General features: G+C 74.8%; 16 protein-coding genes. 12 read left to right on the top strand and 4 right to left on the bottom strand.

Annotated features, from left to right (window positions below; genetic code table 11):
- The first annotated feature begins 6 nt into the window (after positions 1-6).
- From egtC to AB0H28_RS14675, 4 genes are all read left to right on the top strand, one after another.
- Entirely contained in the window at positions 7-753 is a 747-nt protein-coding gene (egtC, locus tag AB0H28_RS14690; protein WP_358039100.1) for an ergothioneine biosynthesis protein EgtC, read from the top strand.
- Positions 754-788: 35 nt separating this feature from the next.
- Positions 789-1760 (top strand): L-histidine N(alpha)-methyltransferase, encoded by a 972-nt coding sequence (egtD, locus tag AB0H28_RS14685; protein ID WP_358039097.1) that lies wholly within the window; start codon positions 789-791, stop codon positions 1758-1760.
- Positions 1761-1985: 225 nt separating this feature from the next.
- Positions 1986-2573 carry a TMEM165/GDT1 family protein gene (locus tag AB0H28_RS14680; RefSeq protein WP_358039681.1) on the top strand — a complete coding sequence of 196 codons (588 nt, stop codon included), beginning with the start codon at positions 1986-1988 and terminating at the stop codon, positions 2571-2573.
- 117 nt (positions 2574-2690) lie between these two features.
- On the top strand, positions 2691-2894 hold the full coding sequence (locus AB0H28_RS14675) for a hypothetical protein (protein WP_358039094.1): 204 nt from the start codon (positions 2691-2693) through the stop codon (positions 2892-2894).
- Between the two features lie 50 nt (positions 2895-2944).
- Here the strand turns inward: AB0H28_RS14675 and nhaA are convergent, their stop codons facing one another.
- Positions 2945-4246 (bottom strand): Na+/H+ antiporter NhaA, encoded by a 1302-nt coding sequence (gene nhaA / locus AB0H28_RS14670; RefSeq protein WP_358039091.1) that lies wholly within the window; start codon positions 4244-4246, stop codon positions 2945-2947.
- A 151-nt stretch (positions 4247-4397) separates the two neighbouring features.
- Positions 4398-6257, bottom strand: a complete 1860-nt coding sequence (locus AB0H28_RS14665; protein WP_358039088.1) for a nucleoside-diphosphate sugar epimerase/dehydratase — start codon at positions 6255-6257, stop codon at positions 4398-4400.
- A gap of 182 nt (positions 6258-6439) precedes the next feature.
- Here AB0H28_RS14665 and AB0H28_RS14660 point away from each other — a divergent pair, with 182 nt between their 5' ends.
- Positions 6440-7894 carry a polysaccharide biosynthesis tyrosine autokinase gene (locus AB0H28_RS14660; RefSeq protein ID WP_358039086.1) on the top strand — a complete coding sequence of 485 codons (1455 nt, stop codon included), beginning with the start codon at positions 6440-6442 and terminating at the stop codon, positions 7892-7894.
- On the opposite strand, the gene AB0H28_RS14655 is transcribed toward AB0H28_RS14660, so the two are convergent.
- Complete coding sequence (locus AB0H28_RS14655) at positions 7875-8468, bottom strand: low molecular weight phosphatase family protein (RefSeq protein WP_358039083.1); 594 nt, start codon at positions 8466-8468, stop codon at positions 7875-7877. The genes AB0H28_RS14660 and AB0H28_RS14655 overlap by 20 nt on opposite strands.
- Before the next feature lie 105 nt (positions 8469-8573).
- On the opposite strand from AB0H28_RS14655, the gene AB0H28_RS14650 reads away from it, so the two are divergent.
- The 6 genes from AB0H28_RS14650 to AB0H28_RS14625 all read left to right on the top strand — a co-directional run bounded on the left by AB0H28_RS14650 (position 8574) and on the right by AB0H28_RS14625 (position 15752).
- Positions 8574-9809, top strand: a complete 1236-nt coding sequence (locus tag AB0H28_RS14650; RefSeq protein ID WP_358039080.1) for a glycosyltransferase family 4 protein — start codon at positions 8574-8576, stop codon at positions 9807-9809.
- 161 nt (positions 9810-9970) lie between these two features.
- Positions 9971-11692 (top strand): DUF4012 domain-containing protein, encoded by a 1722-nt coding sequence (locus AB0H28_RS14645; RefSeq protein WP_358039077.1) that lies wholly within the window; start codon positions 9971-9973, stop codon positions 11690-11692.
- A gap of 13 nt (positions 11693-11705) precedes the next feature.
- On the top strand, positions 11706-12335 hold the full coding sequence (locus tag AB0H28_RS14640; RefSeq protein ID WP_358039074.1) for a hypothetical protein: 630 nt from the start codon (positions 11706-11708) through the stop codon (positions 12333-12335).
- Positions 12336-12433: 98 nt separating this feature from the next.
- Positions 12434-12853 carry a protein phosphatase gene (locus tag AB0H28_RS14635; protein ID WP_358039071.1) on the top strand — a complete coding sequence of 140 codons (420 nt, stop codon included), beginning with the start codon at positions 12434-12436 and terminating at the stop codon, positions 12851-12853.
- Positions 12854-12957: 104 nt separating this feature from the next.
- On the top strand, positions 12958-14220 hold the full coding sequence (locus AB0H28_RS14630; RefSeq protein ID WP_358039068.1) for a serine hydrolase: 1263 nt from the start codon (positions 12958-12960) through the stop codon (positions 14218-14220).
- Between the two features lie 236 nt (positions 14221-14456).
- Positions 14457-15752 (top strand): D-alanyl-D-alanine carboxypeptidase, encoded by a 1296-nt coding sequence (locus tag AB0H28_RS14625; protein WP_358039065.1) that lies wholly within the window; start codon positions 14457-14459, stop codon positions 15750-15752.
- Here AB0H28_RS14625 and AB0H28_RS14620 read toward each other — a convergent pair.
- Positions 15749-16774: a substrate-binding domain-containing protein gene (locus AB0H28_RS14620; protein WP_358039062.1), complete on the bottom strand. Its 1026-nt coding sequence runs from the start codon at positions 16772-16774 to the stop codon at positions 15749-15751. The two genes, AB0H28_RS14625 and AB0H28_RS14620, sit on opposite strands and share 4 nt — an antisense overlap.
- 201 nt (positions 16775-16975) lie before the next feature.
- On the opposite strand from AB0H28_RS14620, the gene AB0H28_RS14615 reads away from it, so the two are divergent.
- On the top strand, positions 16976-18023 hold a 1048-nt coding region (locus AB0H28_RS14615), incomplete at its 3' end, for an acetylxylan esterase (protein ID WP_358039059.1).

Below are 18023 nucleotides of genomic sequence, written 5' to 3'. Positions count from 1 at the left end.
GGGCCGATGTGCCGTCACCTCGCCTATCTCGGTCCACCGGTCACCCTGCGGAGCCTGCTGCACGACCCGCCGTACGGGCTGCTGCGGCAGTCCTGGGCGCCGCGCGACATGCGTGGCGGCGGCACCATAAACGCTGACGGATTCGGGGTCGGCTGGTATCCCGACGGCGCCGATCCGGTCCGCTACCGGCGGGCCCAGCCGATGTGGAGCGACACGACGCTGCCCGAGTTGGCCGCCGTGACGTCCGCCGGAGCGGTGCTGGCCGCGGTCCGCTCCGCGACGGTGGGCATGCCGCTGCACGAGACCGCCGCCGCGCCGTTCGCCGAGGGGCGTTGGCTGTTCAGCCACAACGGCGTGGTGCGGGGCTGGCCGGACACCCTGGTCCCGCTCGCCGCCGGGTTGCCGGTGCGGGACCTGCTCACCCTGGAGGTGCCGACCGACTCGGCGGTGCTCTGGGCGCTGGTCCGGCACCGGCTGCGCGCCGGCGCGGGGCTCGGCGAGGCGGTGGCCGACACGGTCGCGCAGGTCGCCGCCGCCGCCCCCGGCTCGCGGCTGAACCTGCTGCTCACCGACGGCTCGACGGTGGCGGCGAGCGTGTCCGGGCACGCGCTGTCGGTGCGGCGCGGCCCCGGCTCGGTGGTGCTGGCCTCCGAGCCGTTCGACGACGACCCCGGTTGGCAGGCGGTGCCGGACGACCGGCTGGTGCTGGCCCGCGCCGACGGGCTGGACGTCCGTGAGCTGACCACCGCCTGACCATGGCCATCCACCTGTAGCAGAGAGGACAGTCGATGAGCGCGGAGCCGCTGGAGATCCACCTGGAGGAGCGGGACCTCGACCGTGCGCTGCGGGAGGACGTGCGGGTCGGGTTGACCGCGTCGCCGAAGTGGCTGCCGCCGAAGTGGTTCTACGACGCCCGGGGCAGCGAGCTGTTCGAGGAGATCACCAGACTGCCGGAGTACTACCCGACCCGGGCCGAGCGGGCGGTGCTGGCCGCGCACGCGGACGACGTGGCGGCGATGACCGGCGCGAAGACGCTGATCGAGCTGGGCTCGGGCTCGTCGGAGAAGACCCGGCTGCTCCTGGACGCGTTCACCCGCCACGGCGACCTGGGCACGTTCGTGCCGCTGGACGTCTCGGTCAGCGCGTTGCGCTCCTCCACCGAGCAGATCGCCGCCGCGTACCCGGGGTTGCGAGTGCGGGGCATCGTGGGCGACTTCACCCGCCACCTGGACCGGCTGCCTACCGGCGGCCGGCGGCTGGTGGCGTTCCTCGGCGGCACGATCGGCAACCTGCTGCCGGCGGAGCGGACCGGGTTCCTGGCCGCCACCCGCGCGGCGTTGGAGGCCGGCGACTGGCTGTTGATCGGCACCGACCTGGTGAAGGACCCGGGCGTGGTCGTCCCCGCCTACGACGACGCGGCCGGCGTGACCGCCGAGTTCAACCGTAACGTGCTGCGGGTGGTCAACCGGGAGTTGGGCGCGGACTTCGACGTCGAGGCGTTCCGCCACGTGGCGGTCTGGGACCCGGCCCGGGAGTGGATCGAGATGCGGCTGCGTGCCGAGCGTCCGGCCCGGGTGCGGGTGGCGGCGTTGGACCTGGACGTGGCGTTCGCGGCCGGGGAGGAGCTGCGGACCGAGGTCTCGGCGAAGTTCCGGCCGGCCGGGATCGCCGACGAGCTGGCCGCGGCCGGGTTCGCCCGCCGGGCGTTCTGGACCGACCCGGACGGGCTGTTCGGGGTGAGCCTGGCCCGGGCCGACTGAGGCCCGTGGCGCCGGCCACACCCGCCGGGCGGGCCCGACGGTGATCGGCTAGGCTGGTCGGCGCGAAGGGGAGTAGCCCGCAATGTCGTGGTCGACACACTGGTGCGTTCCGCATCCGGCCACGCGGCCCCGGTCTCCGGGGCGGGCGAGACCTTCGACTCAGGCTGTCGCAGCCGGGTCGAGGGCGTCCCCGTCTCTCCTCCCGGCTTGATCGGGAAGGTTCACATGGAGGGTTTCCTCGTCGCGCTGGTGATCAGCTTCGGCGTCATCTTCGTCGCCGAGCTGGGCGACAAGTCCCAGCTCATGGCGCTGACGTTCGCCACCCGTTTCCGGCCGGTGCCGGTGCTCATCGGCATCACGGTCGCCACCGCGCTCGTCCACCTGGCCTCGGTGGCCATCGGTGTCGGCCTCAACGCCGCCCTGCCCACGGGCTGGATCTCGCTGATCGCCGGTCTGGCGTTCCTCGGCTTCGGCGCCTGGACGTTGCGGGGCGACAAGCTGACCGAGGAGGAGAAGCGCAAGGCGGAGAAGACCGGCAAGTCGGCGATCGTCGCGGTCGGTGTCGCGTTCTTCCTGGCCGAGCTGGGCGACAAGACCATGCTCGCGACCATCACGCTGGCCACCAAGTACGGCTGGTTCGGCACCTGGCTCGGCTCGACGTTGGGCATGGTCGCCGCCGACGCGCTGGCGATCCTGGTGGGCCGGATGCTGGGCCGGCACCTGCCGGAGCGGACCATCCGCTACGGCGCGGCCGTGCTGTTCGCCATCTGTGGCCTGTGGCTGATCTTCGAGGCGGTGCGGGAGCTGAGCTGAGCCGGCCTGCGGGTGATCAGGAAACGGCGGGCTGGGTAAGTAGCGGAGGTGACGCCGTGGCGGTGGTCGAACGCCGCCCGGCACACCACCGAATCGGACGACCGGGAGGTTCCGCGCATGAGCAGGCACGACGAGCCCAACGAGTACGGCTTCGCCGGGGGCGCCACGGCGCCGGAGCCGCCGGCCGGCGGTCGCGCCGACGAGCAGGATCGCGACGAGCGCGTCGCGGTGCCGGGTGACGACCTCACCGCCCCGTTCGCCGACGCGCTGCAGGAGACGGAGGACGAGGGCGCCGACCGGCGTGCCGAGGAAACCCGCTGATCGCCGTGCGCCCGTCGCCGCCCGACCGGGCGGCGACGGGCGCGTCCGGTTCAGGCGTGCCGTTCCTGGTAGACGTCCGGGATGCCGTCACCGTCGTCGTCCCGGCTCTCCCGCTCGCTGATGCGTCGGTAGACCTTGTTGCGGCGCATCAGCACGGCGGCGGCCAGGCCGGCGGAGATCAGCGAGCCGGCCAGCACGGCGGCCTTGACCCGGGCGTCCTCCGGGCTGCCCGGCGCGAACGCCAGCTCGCCGATGAGCAGCGACACCGTGAAGCCGATGCCGGCCAGCAGCGCGAGACCGGCCAGGTCCGCCCAGGTGATCTCCTCGTCGAGTTCGGCGCGGGTGAACCGGGCGAGCAGGAACGCCGAGCCGAGCACCCCGATCACCTTGCCGATCACCAGGCCGCCGGCCACCCCGAGCACCACCGGGTCGCGCACGATCTCACCCAGGTCGACGTCGACGAGCGACACCCCGGCGGCGAAGAACGCGAAGACCGGCACGGCGAGGCCGGCGGAGATCGGCCGCCAGCGGTGCTCCAGCCGTTCGGCCAGCCCGGGCTCGCCGTTGCGGCCGGTCAGCACCGGCACGGTGAAGCCGAGCAGCACCCCGGCCACCGTGGCGTGCACCCCGGACGCGTGCACCAGCACCCAGGCGGTCGCGGCGAGCGGGAGCAACGCCCACCACCAGGTGCGCCGCCGCTGCACCAGCAGCGCGAAGCCGGCGATCGGCAGCAGCGCGCCGAGCAGCGGCAGCGGGTGGAAGTCGGAGGTGTAGAACACCGCGATGACGGTGATCGCCAGCAGGTCGTCGACCACCGCGAGGGTGAGCAGGAACGCCCGCAGCCCCGACGGCAGGTGGGAGCCGATCACCGCGAGCACGGCGAGCGCGAAGGCGATGTCGGTGGCGGTGGGGATCGCCCAGCCGCGCAGCCCGGTGCCACCGGCGCTCGCCGTCACCGCCAGGTAGAACAGCGCCGGCACCACCATGCCGCCGACGGCGGCGACCACCGGCAACGCGGCCCGCCGGGGGTCGCGCAGGTCACCGGCGACGAACTCGCGCTTGAGTTCCAGCCCGACCACGAAGAAGAAGATCGCCAGCAGCCCGTCGGCGGCCCAGGTGTTGAGGCTCAGATCGAGGTGCAGGTCGGCGCCGCCGGGCCACGGCACCCACCGGCCCAGCGCGGTGTACGCCGCGCGCCACGGGGAGTTGGCCCAGACCAGGGCGAGGGCGGCGCCGAGCAGCAGCAGCCCGCCGCCGACCGTCTCGGTGCGCAGCACGTCGGCCAGGAAGCGGGCCTCCGGCCAGGAACGACGGGCCAGCAGGCGGGTGGAGTGGGTAGGGCGTTCAGGCACAGAGTGTCCGTTCGGGAAAGAGGGGTCGGCTGATCACGTCGCCGACCAGGCTTCCCGGCACACCGTGGTCAACCCTAGCGCCGCCGGCGGCCGGGCGGCGAGTCGAACCGGTGCGGGCGCCGCCGAGACGGCGCCCGCACCGGCGGGTGGCTCAGCGCTGCCCGGGCAACGCCGGCAGGGCCGAGCCGACCGTCTCGCAGAAGGCTGCCATCCGCTTGATCAGCTCGTCCGGGTCGGCGTACGGGTCCAGCCCGCGCACCTCGTCCGGGTCGAGCGGGGGCACCGGCACGTGGGAGATCAACGGGTGCAGCGGACGGGCGTCCGACTCGTCGGCGCCGAAGAGGTGCTCGTGCAGCTTCTCGCCGGTGCGCAGCCCGGTGTAGACGATGTCCACCGGGTGGTCCGCCTCGGCGGCCAGCCGGCGTGCCACGTCGGCGATCCGCACCGGCTCGCCCATGTCGAGCACCAGCGCCTCGCCGCCGCGGCCGATCGTGGCGGCCTGCAGGACCAGGTGCACGGCCTCCTGCACGGTCATGAAGTAGCGGGTCACGTCGGGGTGGGTGACCGTGATCGGGACGCCGGCCCGGATCTGCGACTGGAACGCGGTCAGCACCGAGCCCCGGCTGCTGAGCACGTTGCCGAACCGGACGCTCAGGTAGGCGCCGCCCCGTTGCTGGGCCTGGTGGGCGGTGAGTCGTTCGGTGATCCGCTTGGAGTAGCCGAGGACGCTCGTCGGGTTGGCCGCCTTGTCGGTGGAGATGTTGACGAACTGGGCGACGTCCCGGCACGCCTCCAGCACGTTGAGGGTGCCCCAGATGTTGGTCATGATCGCCTCGCCGGGGTGCCGCTGGAGCATGGTCAGGTGCTTCAGCGCGGCCGCGTGGAAGACCACGTCGGGTTGCCGGTCGGCGATCACCCGGGCGATGCCCTCCGCGTCGCGGATGTCGGCCAGGATCAGTTCGGGGCCGTCCAGCAGCGCCCGGCCGTGCAGGGACATCTGGAGCGCGTGCAACGCCGACTCGTCGCGGTCGAGCATCATCAGCTCGTCCGGCTCGCACCGGGCGATCTGCCGGCACAGCTCGGAGCCGATCGAGCCGCCGGCGCCGGTGACCAGCACCCGGCGGCCGGCGAGCCCGCCGCGTTCGACGGTCAGCTCGGCCACCCGCTGCGCGCGACCGAGCAGGTCGGTGAGCTGGAGGTCGCGGACGTCGGTGGCGGCGACCGGCCGGTCGAGCAGGTCCCGTACCGGGGGCAGGACCTTGAACGCGGCGCCGGCCTCCAGCGTGCGGGCGCGCACGTCACGCAGCAGTTCCGCGTCGGCGCAGCTCATCGAGAAGATGACGGTGCGGGCCTGGGTGCCGCGGATGACGGCGCCGACCTGCTCCCGTCCGCCGAGCACGCGCAGTCCCTCCAGCCGGAGCCCGCGGCTGTCCGGGGCGTCGTCGAGCAGGCCGACCGGCCGGTAGTTGCTGTCCGGGTCGTCCAGGAGCACCCGCACCAGCCGTTCGCTGGCCGCGTCCACCCCGTACACCAGGCAGCGTTCGGCGTGTCCGGCGCTGCGGGGCCGGTGGCGGTCGGCGTGGGCGCGCCACAGCCCGCGCCCGGCCGCCATCAGCACCAGCGCGACGGTGCCGCCGACCAGCGGGGTGGCCGCCGGGACCGGACGGTCGGCCCAGGACAGCACGCCGCCGAGCGTGACGACGGCGGCGATCCCGACGGTGACCGCGAGACCGCGGGCGTCCCCGGCGCTGCCGATCGGGTAGCGGCCGTAGAGCCGGGACCGGGCGAACGTGAGGAGCGCGTAGAGCGCGGCGCAGGCGAGCGCCACGCCGAGCGCCCGGGCGCCTCTGGCCGCGGTCAGCTCGAACTCGTACCGGGTCCAGGCGGCGCCGAGAAACCCTGCGCACCACGCGGCCGTGTCCAGCGTTAACAGGGAGACGGTGGCGGCGCGGTGGGTGATGCGGCTGGGGGATCGCACGGCGTCCTCGGCGGTGATGGCTTCACGATCCATGGGCTGTCATGTCCTATCCAGAATAAGAAGATTCAGGTCATGCGGGGCTGTTGAGTCGTTTAGATTCGTCTACGCGCCTAACGTGTTGAATGGGCGTTTCGATCCTGGCATGACGACTGGCGGTTTTAGGGGGCTTTTGTGCAGTTTCATCGGCAGACCGGCGTGTCGCGAGGGGGAGCCTGATGGACGTTCTGGGCTATCTGCGCCTGGTCCGACGGCACTGGTGGATCGTGCTGATCACGGTGATGCTCGCCGTGGGTGCCGCCGCGCTGGTGACGGTCCGGACCCCGCCGCGTTACCAGGCCACGGTGACCTTCTTCGTCACCACGCCCAGCCAGGGCGTCACCGACGCCTTCCAGGGCAGCCTCTTCCTGCAGCAGCGGGTGAAGTCCTACGCCGACCTGCTCACCAGTGACCGGCTGGCGCAGAGCGTGGTCGCCGACGCCCCGCTCGGGCTCACCGCCGACCAGGTGCGCGGCCGGATCACCACCGCCACCCGGCCCGAGACGGTGCTGCTCAGCGTCACGTTCACCGACACCGACCAGACGCGGGCGTTGAAGACCACCGAGGCGCTCGCGGTCAAGTTCACCGAGCTGGTCCGCAAGGTGGAGACACCGGCCGACGGTCAGGCGTCGCCGATCAAGGTCGAGGTGGTGAGCGGCCCGCGGGTGACCCCCAGCCCGGTCTCACCGCGGCCGGTACGCAACCTGATCGTGGGCGCGCTGCTCGGCCTGCTGGCCGGCGTCGGCCTGGCCGTGCTGCGGGGCCTGGCCGACGTGCGGATGCGTGACGCCGCCGCGCTGCAACGGGTGACCGGCAGCCCGCTGCTGGGGGAGATCCCGTTCGAGCCGGCAGCGAAGATGGCCCCGCTGATCGTCGGCGACGCGGCCACCTCGGCCCGCGCCGAGGCGGTGCGCAAGCTCCGCACCAACCTGCGTTTCGTGGACGTGCACGAGCCGGCCCGGGTCATCGCGGTCACCAGCGCCCTGCAGGGCGAGGGGAAGACGACGATGGCCTGCAACACCGCCATCGCGCTGGCCGAGGCGGGCTGGCGGGTGCTGCTCATCGACGCCGACCTGCGCCGCCCGAAGGCGGCCGACTACCTCGGCCTCGACGGCGGGGTCGGGCTCACCGACGTGCTCGTGGGCGATGTCCAGGTCGGCGACGTGGTGCAGCGCTGGGGCGAGAAGTCGTTGCTGGTGCTGCCCAGTGGCGCCGCCCCGCCGAACCCGAGCGAGCTGCTCGGGTCCAAGGCGATGGCGGATCTGCTGGTGGCGCTGCGCGAGTCCGCCGACATCGTGATCATCGACACCGCGCCGCTGCTGGCGGTCACCGACGGCGTGGTGGTGGCCGTGCAGGCCGACGGCGCGCTCCTGGTCACCCAGCAGGGGCGGACCTCGCGCAGCCAGGTGGCCGCGGCGGCCCGCGCGCTCAGCTCGGTCTCGGTGCGCCTGCTCGGTTGTGTGCTCAACATGGCGAAGGTGGACCGGGCGGACTCCTACCAGTACGAGACGTACAAGGTGGTCGTGCCGCCGGTCGCGACGTCGGTGCCCGCGGACCGGGCCGAGGCGGCCCGGCGTGGCGCACCGGCCCCCGACGGGAACCGCACGCAGGAACTCACCCGGCTGTCGCGATGAGCGCACACACGGACCGGATCGACCGCTCGATCTCCTCGGCACAACGGCGGAAGTCGGCCGGGGAACCCCCGATCGGGTCCCACAGGTCGTCCGCGCCGGGGGCGGCGGGTTGCATCCGCCCCCGGGCGCGGACGACCGCGGCCACCGCGGCCCGGACCGGGGTGTCCCCCTTCGCCTCCGCGGGCGCCGCCGCGCCGGCGAGCCGGGCGAACTGGTGCAGCGTGAAGGTGCGGCCCAGCGCGCTCGGCGCCAGCGCGGTGCAGGTGGAGCGTTGCCGCCGGGTCGCGGTCAGCACCAGGTCGGCCGCGGTCAGGTGCTCCGGCCGCAACCGGCGGGTGCGGAAGGTCGTGACGTCCGCGTCGGTCGCGGCGACCACCTCGACGGCGTACGGGTGCATGACGGCGCCGTCGACCGCCTCGGTTCCGGCGCTGGTCGCCGCGACCGGCAGGTCGGCGAACAACCGGCGGGCGATGAACTCGGCCATCGGAGACCGGCACATGTTGGCCTGGCAGACGAAGAGCACCCCGTCGAGCATCCGCACCCCTCCGGTCGGCGCGGCGACGCCGGGCGGCACCGCGACGGTGTACGTCGGCCGGGCTCGGCCGGTCGTGGAGGGGTTGCCCGCATCGTACGCGGCGTCGGCGCCGGTGGGCCGGCCGGCCGCGCCGGGAGCGTGAGCATGAGAATCGGCATCCTCTCCTACCACTTCCCGCCGGAACCGGCGTTCATCCCGGGCAGCCTGGCCGAGGAGTTGACCGCCCGCGGCCACGAGGTGCGGGTGCTCACCGGCTTCCCGGACTACCCCGGCGGTCAGGTCTATCCGGGCTGGCGGCAGCGGTGGCGGCACCAGACGCACAGCGAGCGGTTGACCGTGCGCCGGGTGCCCCGGTATGCCGGCGGCGACGGTTCGGCCCGGGCCCGCACCGCCAACTGGCTCTCCTTCGCCGGCAGCGCCGCGCTGGCGAGCCGCCGCTACTTCCGGGACCTGGACGCGCTCTACGTCTTCCAGCTCCCGGCGGCGACCTTCGCCGCCGCCGGCGTGCTCCGGCTGCTCGGCCGGGTGCCGACGGTGCTGCACGTGCAGGACCTGTGGACGCCGGAGGACCCGGCGCGGCCGGGGGAGTCGCGCCGGTGGGCGGCGCGGTCGGACGCCGGCCTGCGCCGGTTGTACCGGCAGGCGGACGTGGTCGTGGTCGGCGCGCCGTCCATGCGCGAGCTGGTGCTCGCCGGCGGGGCCGCGCCGCAGCGGGTGCGTACGGTGCTCAACTGGACCGACGAGCGCCTGTTCCGGCCGGCTGAGCCCGGCCCCGCGGCGCGCGGGCTGGTGCGTCGGGGCGACCGCTGTGTGGTGATGCACGCCGGCACGATCGGCGTACGGCAGGGCCTGGAGACGGCGGTGCGGGCGGCGGCCGCGTTGGGTGACCGGATGGACCTGGTCCTGGTCGGCTCGGGGAGCGAGGAACGGCGGGTGCGCGGGCTCGCGGCCGAGCTGCGCGCGGACAACGTCCGGTTCGTCGAGCGACGCTCGCCGGCGGACATGCCGCAGCTGTACGCCGCCGCCGACTACCAGCTGATCATGCAGCGCGACCTGCCGGAGCTGCGCGCGAGCGTCCCCGGCAAGGTGCCGGCGGTGCTCTCCTGCGGCGCGCCGGTGGTGGCCTCGGCCGGCGGTGACACCGCGGAGCTGGTGGAGCGGGCCCGGGCCGGGCTGTCGTGTCCGCCCGAGGACTGGGCCGCGCTGGCCGACCGGTTCTGGCTGGCCGCGGCGATCCCTCCGGACGCCCGGGCCGACATGGGCCGCCGGGGCCGGGACGCCTACCTGAGGCAGATGTCGCTGCGGGCCGGCGTCGACCGGATCGAGGACCTGCTGCGGACAGTGACGGCCGACCGGGCGAAAAGCCCAGCGACGGCGTGACGCCCCCGATCCGCGCAAAGAAGCCGGAGCCCGAAAATTCGACGGCGAATTGTGATACAAACTGGCATTAAGTCCCATTATCAACCGAGGAGAGTGGTGTGACGCAACGCGATGCTCCGCATCGTCGGCGCCGACGCTCGCGGCGGCGCACCCGCGCCCGCGTGCGCCGGGTCCTGCTCGTCGGGCTGGTCGTCGTCTCGATGCTGCTGACCGCCGGTGGCTGGGTGACGTTGCGGGGCTGGCAGGCCCGCTCGCACCTGGTGAACGCCGCCGGACTCGCCAAGGACCTCAGTGCCCAGGTGCTCGACGGGGACGTCGCCCGGGCGCAGCGGACCCTGGCCGCGTTGCAGGAGCAGGCCAGCGCGGCCCGAGGGGCCACCGGAGACCCGGTCTGGTGGCTCGGCCAGCGGAGCCCGTACGTCGGGGACGACCTGTCCGCGGTCCGGCAGATCTCGGTGGCGGTGGACGACCTGGCCCGGCTCGCCTTTCCCACCCTGCTCCGGGTCGACCTCGCCTCGCTGGTGCCGACCCAGGGGCGGCTGGACGTGAACCGCCTCCGTGCGGTCTCGGCGGAGGTGTCGCGCGCCGACCAGGCGGTGCGGCGCACCTCCGAGCGGCTGCGGGCGGTGCCGACCGGTGGCCTGGTGACGCAGGTGCGCGACGCGGTCACCGCCCTGACCGCGGAACTGGACCAGTTGGGCGAGCTCACCTCGGCCGCCGACCGGGGCGCCCGCCTGCTGCCACCCCTGCTCGGGGCCGATGGACCCCGCACCTTTCTGATCGTCTCGCAGAACCCGGCCGAGCTGCGCGCGACCGGCGGCATGTTCGGCGCCTACGCCGTGCTGCGGGCGGACGGCGGCCGGCTCCGGCTGGCCGGGCAGGGCGACGCCAGCCAACTGCGGCACTTCGATCCGCCGCTCAAGGTCGATCCGGAGTCGCGCCGGCTCTGGTCCGACCTGCCCGGCAGGTATCCGGCGGACGTGAACCTCAGCCCGGATTTCCCGGCCGCCGCCGGGCTCTACCGCGAGATGGTGCGCCGACGCACCGGAACCACCGTCGACGGTGTCCTCGCGGTGGACCCGGTGGTGCTGTCGTACCTCCTCGGCGTCATCGGCCCGGTCGCCGTGCCGGACGGGCCCCCGCTCACCGGCAGCACCGTGGTACGGACGCTGCTCAGCGACTCGTACCGGGACCTGGACACGGAGGCGCAGGACACCTACTTCGCCCGGGCCGCCGCGAAGGTGTTCGAGGCACTGTTCACCAAGACGGTGGACGCAAAGGCGCTTTTGACGGTTATGAGGCGCTCAATAGAGGAACGTCGGATATTGTTCTGGAGTGTCCGATCTGAGGAGCAGCGCGCGCTGGCCGGCACCCGGCTGTCCGGGCAGCTCCCGGAGAAGGACACGGTGCCGACGGTCGGCGTGTTCCTCAACGACGGCAGCGGCGCGAAGCTCGGCTACTACCTCAGGTTCTCGGCCACCCTGACGGTCGGCGCGTGCCAGCCGGACGGGCGCCGGGAACTGCGGCTGCGGGTCACGGTGCGCTCCACCGCCCCGCGGTCGGGCCTCACCGAGTCGGTCACCGGCCTGGCCCTGTCCGGCGACAAGTACACCGCCCGCACCTTCGTCTCGGTGCACACACCGAGCGGCGGCGCCGTCCTCACCGGCCGGCTCGACGGGCGCGGCACCGCGCTGGGCGGCGGGACCGACGGTCGCCGCCAGGTGGCGGTGGCGAACGTGGAGGTCGGACCGGGTCGGACCCGGACGCTCGACGTCACGCTGCTCACCGGCCAGAACGGCGCAGGCACGGCCGACCTGGTGCTCACCCCCACCGTCACCCCGTGGACCACCCAGATAGTCACCGCACCCAGATGTGAACAGTAGGAGGGAATCCATCATGCGGCTATCCCGCATCATCATGGCGCTCACGGTGGGCCTGGCCGTCGCGGCCGCGCCGACCGCGGCCGGCGCGGCGCAGCCGCAGCCACCGGTCTACCCGCCGCCCGTCGTCTCGCTGACCCTGGACGACCCGACCATCTTCCTCGGGGAGACCTTCACCCTGCGGGGCACGGGCTTCGGGCCGAACGAGACGGTGTCGATCGACGTCGCCATCTCCGCGCTCCCGGTCGCCGCTCCGGCGGAGGGGAGCGCACGGCGCAGCGACGGCAGCACGGTGGCGATGACCGCGGTGGCGTACACGCCCGGCCGGGCCGCACCGCAGCCCGCGCCGACGCACTTCACCGTGCAGGCGGACGCCAACGGCAACTTCACCGTCACCTACCGCCCGACCCGCACCGGTCGCTACACGTTCACCGCGACCGGTCAGACGACCGGCCGGACCGCCAGCACGACCGGCACGGTGCTGCCCAAGCGGCCGCCCCACCCGCCGCGCCCGACGCACCACGGTCACCTGCCCGTCACCGGTGGCAGCATCGGCACACCGCTGAAGCTCGGTGGCGGCCTGGCCGGCGCCGGCGCGGTGCTGCTGCTGGCCTCCCTGGCCTGGCGCCGCCGTCGCCTCGGCTGAGCCGAGGCACGCCGGGGGCGACCCGGCACACCGTGAGTGCCCGCCGGACGGAGTCCGGCGGGCACCCGCGCGTCCACGACCCGCCGCAGAATGGCGGGATGCGACCGACGACGCCGTGGACGGATCCGGCTGGCCTGCTCACCCTGCCCGGCGGCGCCACCGTGCGCGGCCGGCGCATCGGCGCACCGGCCCCGCCCGCCGACTTCGCGCTGGTGCTCGCGCCCGGCCCCGACCCGAGCTGGCCGGCCCGCCGCATCCGCTGGCCCGACTTCTGGCTCCCGACGGACCGCGCCGACGCGGTCGACGCGCTGCGCGAGGCGTGGCGGCGGGCCTACGCGGGCCAGCGGGTCGAGGCCGCCTGCCGCGGCGGCGTCGGCCGGACCGGCACCGCGCTGGCCGCCCTCGCCGTCCTCGACGGGCTGGCCCCCGGACCGGCGGTGGCCTGGGTGCGTGCGCACTACCACCCGCGGGCGGTGGAGACGCCGTGGCAGCGGTGGTGGCTGCGCGGCGTGCGGTGACGGCGCTCGCGTCGACCACGGGGCGGGACGGCCGGATCGGCGCAGCGTCACCGACCCGGTGAGCCCCGCCGGCCCGGACCCCGCGCTCGGTAGGGTGCCTCCCCATGAGAGCCCGGGTCCTGGCCGCCGCCACCGTCGTCGCGCTGCTCGCCGCCGGGGCGCCCGTCCCGGCCGCCGGCACGCCGCCGGCTCCCGGCGCCGCCGTGCCCTGCCCGCGCCTGCCGGCCCCGAAGGTCACCCGACCGCCGCGCCCCACCCCACCGGCGCCGGTGCCCGAACAGCAGGTGGTGGGCGGTGCGGCGCTGGCCGCCGCGGGCCTCGTCACCCCACCCGGCAGCGCCCCGCCGCCGGCGGTCACCGCCACCACCTGGCTGGTCGCCGACCTGGACAGCGGCGCAGTGCTGGGCGCCTGCGGGCCACACCGGTACGGCACGCCGGCGAGCACCCAGAAGCTGCTGCTGGCCGCCACCTTGCTGAACCGCCTCGACCCGAAGCAGGTGGCCGTCGCCACCCGGGACGACCTGGACATCGAACCGGGCAGCTCGGCCGTGGGCCTGCTGGTCGGCGGTCGCTACCAGGTCGAGACGCTCTGGCTGGGGCTGCTGCTCCAGTCCGGCAACGACGCGGCGAACATGCTGGCACGACTGGGCGCCGGCAGCGCCCGGGCCGGGGTCGCCGAGATGAACGCCGAGGCGCGCCGGCTCGGCGCGTTGCAGACCCACGCCGTCACGCCGTCCGGCCTGGACGGCCCGGGACAGTTCACCAGCGCGTACGACCTGGCGCTGATCGCCCGGGCCTGCTTCGCCGACCCCCGCTTCGGCCGCTACGCGCTGACCGAGCGGGCCCAGATCCCGGCCCAGCCCGCGCTGAAGAAGAGCGGGTTCCAGATCCAGAACGAGAACCAGCTGATCTACCGGTACCCGGGGGCGCTCGGCGGCAAGACCGGCTTCACCGAACTGGCCCGGCACAGCTACGTCGGCGCCGCCCAGCGTGGCGGGCGCCGGCTGGTGGTCACGCTGCTCGGCGCCGAGGCCCGGCCGGTACGCGGCTGGCAGCAGGGCGCGCAGTTGCTCGACTGGGGCTTCGCGCTGCCCCGGGACGCCTCGGTCGGCAACCTCGTCACACCGGGCGAGTTGGACGCCGTCGAGGACGAGCCGGCGCGCGAGGCCCCGGTGGCCACGCCGACCGCCCGCACCGAGCCGGCCCCGTGGCGGGGGCCGGGCGGCACCGCGCTGCGCCGGATGGCCGACGGGGACTGGCAGATCATCGTGCCCGCCGCCGGGCTCCTGGCGCTCGCCGTCGGCGCGGCGGCGGTGCTGGCCGCCCGCCGGGGCCGGTCCCGCCGCAACGGCCGTCGCCGCGCCTGACCGCCGGCCGCCGCGCGCGTGCCCGGCCGCGCGCGCGGGGCGTCGCCGCCCCTGAGCGCGGGCCCGGCGCTGCCACCGCTCGTGCCCGTCGTGCGCGCGACCACACCGCCGGGCCGGCCGCGGGACGCCGCCGGTGCGGGTGTGCGCGGCGCGGCACCTTACGCCGCGGCACCGGTTGCGGGGCGCGAATCCCGGAGCCGGCTACCCGTTCGGGTCGGCGTGGCTAGCCTCCGGTCATGAGGACCTGGGGACCGTCCGTGGTGCTGGCCGCTGCCCTGCTCCTGCCCCTGTCCACGCCCGCCGTGGCGGGGACGCGGATTGGTGTGGTGCCGGCCCGCCGGCTACCGGGCGGCGCGCCGCCCTGCCCGAACGTGCCGGCCCCGGCGACCCGTCCACCGCAGCCCCCACCGCCGCCCGAGCCCGCCGACCGGTCGGTGGGCGGCGCCGCACTGGACACCACGGGCCTCGTCGTCCCACCCACGGCGACCGCGCCGCCACCGGTGACCGCGACCTCGTGGCTGGTCGCGGACCTGGACACCGGCGCGGTCCTCGGCGGCTGCGGCCCGCACGAGTACGGCGTCCCGGCAAGCGTGCAGAAGCTGCTGCTGACCACGACCATGTTGCCCCGGCTGAACCCGAACCGCGAGGTCACGGTGACCGCGGGGGACGTGGCGATCGAGCCGGGCAGCTCGGCGGTGGGGCTGGCCGAGGGCGGGCGCTACCGGATCGAGACGATCTGGCTGGGTCTGCTGCTCAAGTCGGGCAACGAGGCGGCGAACGCCCTGGCCCGCCTCGGGGGTGGTCCGGACGGGCCGGCCGGTGGCGTGCGGGCGATGAACGCGCGGGCCCGGCACCTCGGCGCCCGGCAGACGCACGCGGTCACACCGTCCGGTCTGGACGGTCCGGGGCAGTTCACCAGCGCGTACGACCTGGCGCTGATCGCCCGGGCGTGCTTCCACGAACCGGCCTTCCGCCGGTACACGGCCACCCGGACCGCGCAGGTGCCCGCCCAGCCGGCGCTGCACGAGAAGGCGTTCCAGATCCAGAACGACAACATGCTGCTGGACCACTACCCGGGCGCGATCGGCGGCAAGACCGGCTTCACCGACCTGGCCCGGCACACCTACGTCGGCGCGGCCGAACGCGGCGGGCGGCGGCTGGTGGTGACCCTGCTCGGCGCGGAGATCCCCACGCAGCGGGGCTGGCAGCAGGGCGCGGCGCTGCTGGACTGGGGGTTCGGGCTGCCCCGCGGCGCGGCGGTCGGCCGGCTGGTGGAGCCGGGCGAACTGGACCGCCCGGCGTCCGCCCCGGCGGGGGTGACGTCGCCGCTGGCCGGGCACGCCGACCTGGGCGCCGCGGCGGCGGCCCCGGGGACGCCGCCGGGCGCCGGGCTGTCGGTCGCGGTGGGCGTGGCGCTGGTGGCCGGCGGAACGGTGCTGCTGGCCCGGCGACGTCGGCACGCCGCGGCGGCGGCCATGGCGACCGGTCCCGTCCTGCGGGCGGAAATTCCGGAAAACGACCGGTCCGGCTAGCGGCCGGCGGGGGCCGCGGTGCTGTCCCGCAACACCAGCTCGGTGGCCAGTTCGATCCGCGGCGACTCGATCTCCTCGCCCTGCGCCAGCCGCAGCACGGTGCGGGCGGCGAGCCGCCCCATCTCCACCAGCGGCTGGCGCACGGTGGTCAGCGGCGGGGAGGCCCACCGGGCCTCGGGCAGGTCGTCGAAGCCCACCACCGAGACGTCGTCGGCCACCCGCAACCCGCGCCGGCGCACCGCCTCGTAGACCCCGAAGGCCATCTGGTCACTGGCCGCGAAGATCGCCGTGGGCGGGTCGTCGAGGTCGAGCAGCGCGCCGCCGGCGGTGTAGCCGGAGGCGTGGTAGAAGTCGCCGGGGTGGACCAGCCGGTCGTCGGCCGGCACGCCGGCCGCCGCCAGCGCGGCCCGGTAGCCGTCCAGCCGGGCCCGGCTGCACAGCAGGTGCGGCGGCCCGGCGACGAAGCCGATCCGCTGGTGGCCGAGCTTCAGCAGGTGCTCGGTCGCGGACAAGCCCCCGGTCCAGTTCGTGGCGCCGATCGCCGGCACGTCCGTCCCGGCCACCCCCGCGTCCGGGTCGACCACGACGACCGGCACGTTGAGCCGGCGCAACTGCGCCTGCACCGCCGGGCTCAGGTGCGAGGTCACCACGATCACCCCGTCGGAGGCGCGGGCGCGCAGGTTGTGCAGCCACTGCCGGGTGGAGCTGGACTCCCGGTGCACGGCGGAGATCACCACACCCACCCCGGCGGCGTGGCCGACGTCCTCCACACCGCGGATGATCTCCACGGCCCAGGGGCTGTCCAGGTCGTTGAAGACGAGGTCGACCAGGTCGGCCCGGCGCACCGTGCGACTGCCGCGACGCCGGTAACCGTGGTGGCGCAACAGCTTCTCGACCCGCTCCCGGGTGTCCGGGGCGACGTCGGAGCGCCCGTTGAGCACCCGCGACACGGTCGGCACGGAGACGCCGGCCTCCCGTGCGATCGCGGTGATGGTCACCCTGCGCTCGTCGTCCCCGCTCACCCGTGTTCCCTTCGCCGGCTGCCGGAACCGACCGGAAGACCGCTCCGCCCCACGGACATCTTGCCGTACGCCGAGGGCTTGACGACAGATCGGTCCGGTCCTAGCGTTCGGGCAAGTTACGGAAACCTTCCGGAAATGCGCCGGATGCCGGGCGCGCAGACGCGCCGCGGCCGGCCCACGGACCGACCAGGAAGCCGAGGCGTGTTCACCGACCTGACCGAGGCGGAACTCCGCCGGCACCGCAGCGACCTGTGCGAACCGTCCGACTTCGACGCCTTCTGGGCCGACACGCTGGCCGAGGCACGCTCCTGCGGCGACCCGGTGACGGTGACCCCGGTGCCCACCCGGCTGACGGCGGTGGACGTCTTCGACGTGACGTTCCCCGGGTTCGCCGGGCAGCCGGTGCGCGCCTGGCTGCGGGTGCCGCGCGGCGCGGCCGGGCCGCTGCCCACGGTCGTGCAGTACGTCGGCTACGGCGGCGGGCGCGGCCACCCGGTGGAGAACCTGCTCTGGTCCGCCGCCGGCTTCGCCCACCTCCAGATGGACACCCGGGGCCAGGGCTCGGGGTGGAGCCGTGGCGACACGCCGGACGTGGCGGCGGCCGGGCCGCAGGCGCCCGGGATGGCCACCCGGGGCGTGGAGGAACCCCGCCGCTACTACTACCGGCGTTTCCTCACCGACGCGGTGCGGGCGGTCGACGCGGCCCGCGACCTGCCGGCCGTCGACCCGGGCCGGATCGCCGTGCTCGGGCACAGCCAGGGCGGGGCCGCGGCGCTGGCCGCCGCCGCGCTGGCGTCCGAGGTCCGGGCGGCGGCGGTGCACGTGCCGTTCCTCTGCGACGTGGCGCGCGCCGTGACGCTCACCGACTCGACGCCCTACCGGGAGATCCGGGACTACCTGGCCGTGCACCGGGACGCCGAGGAGCGGGTGCTGCGCACGCTCTCCTACGTCGACGGCGTCGCCTTCGCCCGGCGCGCCGCCGTGCCCGCCCGCTTCTCCGTCGCGTTGATGGACGAGATCGTCCCGCCGTCGAGCGTCTACGCCGCCTACCACGACTACCGCGGCGACAAGGAGCTGACGGTGTGGCGCTACAACGGCCACGAGGCCGGTGGCATCGACGACGACGCCGCCGCGGTCGACTTTCCCGGCGTTGCTGGCGGTGCCGGTCGCCGCCCTGCAACTGATCTTCGTGGTGCTGCTGTCCCGGGGCGATCGGCCACACCGCAGGATCGGGAAAGGGCCGCTTCGG

The organism is Micromonospora sp. NPDC050980 (assembly GCF_040653835.1).
In the GTDB taxonomy this organism is placed as follows: domain Bacteria; phylum Actinomycetota; class Actinomycetes; order Mycobacteriales; family Micromonosporaceae; genus Micromonospora.
This window is presented reverse-complemented; position numbering and strand designations above follow the sequence as displayed.